The sequence below is a fragment of the Psychrobacter sp. H7-1 genome (assembly GCF_904846585.1).
Classification (GTDB): domain Bacteria; phylum Pseudomonadota; class Gammaproteobacteria; order Pseudomonadales; family Moraxellaceae; genus Psychrobacter; species Psychrobacter raelei.
In genome coordinates, this window is the sequence record NZ_CAJHBH010000074.1 from 1 (window position 1) to 4,892 (window position 4,892).

The 4,892-nt window shown below is 39.8% G+C and carries 2 protein-coding genes; both read right to left on the reverse strand.

Translation table 11 applies throughout. The features are described 5' to 3' along the window. Window positions 1-88 precede the first annotated feature (88 nt). A complete protein-coding gene (locus JMX92_RS13010) occupies window positions 89-2,626 on the reverse strand; it encodes a site-specific integrase (RefSeq protein ID WP_201546090.1) in 2,538 nt (845 codons plus the stop codon). Continuing rightward, complete coding sequence (locus tag JMX92_RS13015) at window positions 2,619-4,631, reverse strand: hypothetical protein (protein ID WP_201546091.1); 2,013 nt, start codon at window positions 4,629-4,631, stop codon at window positions 2,619-2,621. Before JMX92_RS13015 ends, JMX92_RS13010 begins: the two co-directional genes overlap by 8 nt. Window positions 4,632-4,892 lie beyond the last annotated feature (261 nt).

Genomic DNA, 4,892 nt, shown 5'->3' on the forward strand with positions numbered 1-4,892 from the left:
GGTAGTCGTCTTTAGCTTCAATTAGCATACGGACGGCGCGCTCTTTCATTTCGGGGGTATAGTTTCGTGTTTTCATTGTCGTATTCTCTCAGATAAATGAGTCTCCGACAATCCCGGGGCGGTTCACAGCTGTTTTTTTAAGAAAGTATAATCTTATCTTATTTAACTTTACAGTCTTTGTCGTTGCATCATAAGCAGTTTTGTCTTGCCTATAAATGATAGAGTAATCTAATCCTGTTATTAGCTCTAACACTGTTATAGGTAACTCCAAGCGAGCTCTGCTAAGCTGCTCCCCTGCCAGCAGATGAGCAGTATGAATATAATGCTCGAAGGTTGTGTCGCACGTTAAATGCCCTGCAAAGCTAGCCAGCCCGAACCAGGAGCCTTGATCCTTGTGATAACCAAGGACGCCTTTTATTACTCTCTCGCACTGCTCATTATCATAATCAGTCATCACTTGTGCCAATGGCGACTTACTTAGTACTAACGCCAACTGACTAATCGCAGTATGCCTAAAGCTGTGAAATGTAAAGTCGTGCTCTCCTAGCAATCTGTCCCAAATTAACTTCATGAGATTACTAAAAACCACACTGGGTAACGGCTGATCACCTGAACCTTGAGAAAAAAAGTAACGACGCTTCAATCTTTTCTGCTGACGATATAACTGAGTAAATTGTTCTAGCTCGTCTTGCTTCAGTAGGCAGTTAATTGGTATAAGGCGACTTGCGCTGCTACTTTTCAATCTCCGATAGCGATTTGGTCTTAACCATATTTGTGGCTGCTCTATTCGTTGTCCATGCTCATCAATATAGATGTCAGCTATATCACGAACTTTAACACCGATAAGTTCTTTGATTCGCAACCCTGTCCGATACGCAAGACTTAAGACTACTAAGCAAAGGTTTTTCTGCTCATCGTCTAAATACGAGGTGACCAAATACTCTTTCATCGCATGATATATCCGAGGTGATATCATGTTCGCATTTACCACTTGACGTTTATTACCCCACGGGAAATACACAAACGGTGCATTATAGGACGCTCGCTGATAATCATGGAAAGCTCGTAGTCTGCCATAAGTAAATTTCTGAGTGTCTTTAAGCTTATCTAAGTAAGATACTTTAATGTCACTTGCCAGCTTATTTACTAGATTTGAAGCCTCAGATAAATCACTTTTTATGATAACAGCGTCTTCGTTTATGTTACTTATAGCTTCATCGTTCAAATCAGAATCTTTTTTGAGTATTGAAAATTTACGGCCATCCTTGATCTTACTTTGAATAATTTCCTCATAGACAGCTTCAAAGTCCTCATCAGACCATTCATCAAGATTCTCATCCATTGTTAGCATCAGCCAATCCCGACCAATACATCCCAGATATTTACTAATGGTATCTAATCTGTTGTTACTATCACTCAATAAGTTTTTTACCCATCCTAAAAGACGCATGGCATTATGTTGGGTAAACTCCTGTTGCAACAGCCCTACTTGGATAATAGCTGATGCTTTACTGCCTTTCAGGGCATCTTGAACCTCTTTAATAAGATTCTTACTAAAGCTTGGATACTCCCTACTATTAGTATTTCTTTTGTCTGCTTCTGAATAACTTGCTACAAACAACTCTGACCAAGTAAGCGGCTGTGGTTTTGATTTAAACACCTCTTGATTATAATTAATAAGCTTATTTGTAGTTAAACCCGTCGTTTTAATCCTGCCCTGTCTAACAATAGCCAGCGCAGTGTCTATATCGCCCCCCTTCATCTGCCGCCAATGATAGTCAGTGTATTTTATTAACTGTGATAAATGCGGTTTACTTTTATCTTTATACTGTAGTTTTAGCTTCTTACAAATATCATCAACAATGATTTCAAACGATTTCACACCTTCTTTTTTTAAGTTTTTATCTTTTAGCGCATATAAAAAGCAAAGTGTCATATCATCAGGTATGTACTCTACATAGCGCTGTAAGCTTGTAGCAGACACATCCTCTGAGGTATATCCTTGCGAATAAGAACAACCGTAATTGTCATCATCAATACTTAGCAAGATTAGCGCTAGACTCTCATGGTAGATGCCTGGACCTGATAATTCATCAGTTGCTGGTAGTTGCAATTGATATATTTCACGTTCGCCTAGGAGCCATTGATACAGTGCTTTTAAAACATCTATGTCATTCAATCCCCCATACATCACGCTACAGTAGAGCACTGACTCAATCAAATCATTGTTTGAGAACCTTTTTTTTCGTTGCCACATTTCAATCATTTGCTGGCTAGCAAGGCTTACTTGAGCACCATTTACCATCCAATCATAAGATATTGTTAAATGATCACGCTCTGCTATGACTGGCACAACTGGTTCATCCAAATTCAGTTCATGAGTTTTGTTGTAACTCCTTATGTATTCTAGAAATCCTTGTCTGGCTAAGTAATAGGTATGCGCAGTATCAAAATGCACCTCAAGTATGCTACCAATGGTTTGATAGTATTCAGTTAGGTCTGTTCCTGTGGGTATGTGATTGTCATCAACATACGAAGCTATCAAAACTTTTGCCTCATTTTTGATACTCTCATGACTCTTGCTTTTATTTTCTTCTCTTAACTGATGAGCAACGGCATTATCCATATATCTTCACCTCAACTTGTCGTAGGTTAAGCTCAACTGCAACTTTATCTAAGTCAGCGGATAACTCTTTTAGCTCATTAATGGATAATGACGACATGGGATGCATAACCTCCTGATCTGGATGTTCATGACCATATAAGGCACAGATCAAATGCTCAGGAGACCTATTCGTTAGTAGTGAACGTAATTGATGTCTTAGCCAATTATCTTGATGACTAAAAAAATGCTTTATCTGATAGCGAACCTTACTAGGTGTAATGCCGGTAAACCCTCTGGGATTTTGGCTAAATAGCTGAATGAGTGGCTGACTAGAGTTCAAAATTTTATTTATAGGAAATTGATCATTGGGATATATAGAATTATGCATGACCGCAAATTGCTTGATATACTCAATATAATTCTGAATGGCTGTGATTAAGAAATCACTAAGAGGAATAAGCCTTCCCTGCCCTTGCCCATGACGCTCTTCTTTATCCGACACCCATAACAGCCTTTGCTTAAAGTCAAATTGATTTAAAAGCCCAGGCGCATGCTTTACAGGTCTAATCCCAGTCTGAATAAAGATGATGTGCCATAGCCAGACACCATAAGCATTAAACTGCTCAATATAACGGTCCTGCCTTATGCTTACATTCCGCTTTAATCGACCGTTATAACTCTCCGCTGCCTCAGCAAGCCCATCAAAGAACTTTTGACAGATATCAGTATTTAAGGTCATGTCACTACCGACATATTTTTTATACCGATTATTTTTCGTGCTAGACGTACTAAGCTGTCGCAGCTCACCTTGGCTGTCCGCAGTACAGTATTCGGTCAATAAACATATAGCGCTGTAGTAGGTCTTCTCTAAGCTTATCGTCTCAATACTAGTGTAATACAAAGGCGAGCTGTGTTTCACATCAACCCCAGTAATCATTTCGGCATGTAATGGCTCTTGCAGCTCATTCTTTATAACTGTATATAAACAAGCGTCAATATGCTGATTTGATAACACTGGTAGCTCTAGTTGCTTTTTTAAACTTGCCAGCACTTCAGACACTTCATCGCTATCCACCAAAAACTTATTTGCAATAACTGCTTGCAGTCTAGCTGGCAGAGGTAATTTAAATTCATTATCATGGCTTTGACGATGTGGCAATAAGTGGCTTCTACGATTTGAAGTTACGTTAATAATATTACTCATAGCATAACTATCAGCAGCCGGCCCACTCTCATGACTCAACCACTTGCGCTGACTTTTATCCAGTTCTAACTCATAAATCACATCTTGGATCTTCCGACCACTTAATAGTGATAGTAATATGACCGCATAAACCTGACGCTGCCTATAACTGACAATAATAAAAAGCTGCCACACCCGAGCCAATAGCATCTGATAGCTCAGTAGGCTTAGTTGACGTAGGTTGGTAGGAAAATGAAACTGATTACGGCGGGCATGTCGATAATTGTTTTTTAGCTTCCATTGCTGTAATTCTGAAGATTTAGCGGTTGTCCTGGAGGGCTTAAAATCATTATCTAAGAGCGCAGCCGGGTCATCATCAGCAATATTCTCAGCGTCCGCCACGTTATCATTTTTATGGGGTCTGCCAAATATTGTGACTCGTATTGGCTCATCTGCACTGTCAAGGTATCGCTTATTAGCGTTTTCTTTACTACGCTCATTGTTTTGTGAGTTGGTATAGGTTTTGCCCACAAACGCTTTGTTCTCTGCAACCACCTCATAGGCAAGTCTTATCTGGCTTATTTTTCCAGCCAGCTTTTGATTAACCACTTTTCCTGACTCTTCATCACTTCTTATCTTAGCTTCATATACGCGTAATGCTGCTAGTGACTTCGTCAGTGATGCACGTTGAGCATGGATATCAATCAGTTTTTTAACAACCTCTGACTGTGGGTTATTGTCCTTTAAGCCCATCCTTAGACGCACACTTAGCTGACTGACTTTAGCGGAGTGGTCATCCTTACGTATAGCAATCATAATAATTATTTGCAGATATGCACTCATAAACTGCCATGCTTCATCATCACTACGTGCTTTACCATACCTCTGGCAAAACAAGACCAGCATATAAGTGACTGCCCAATCTTCAATCTTTTTCTCTTTGATGACTGTCCTGACGATAGTTTCACATTCAGACGATGAACCGCCCCGGGATTGTCAGAGACTCATTTATCTGAGAGAATACGACAATGAAAACACGAAACTATACCCCCGAAATGAAAGAGCGCGCCGTCCGTATGCTAATTGAAGCTAAAGACGACTACC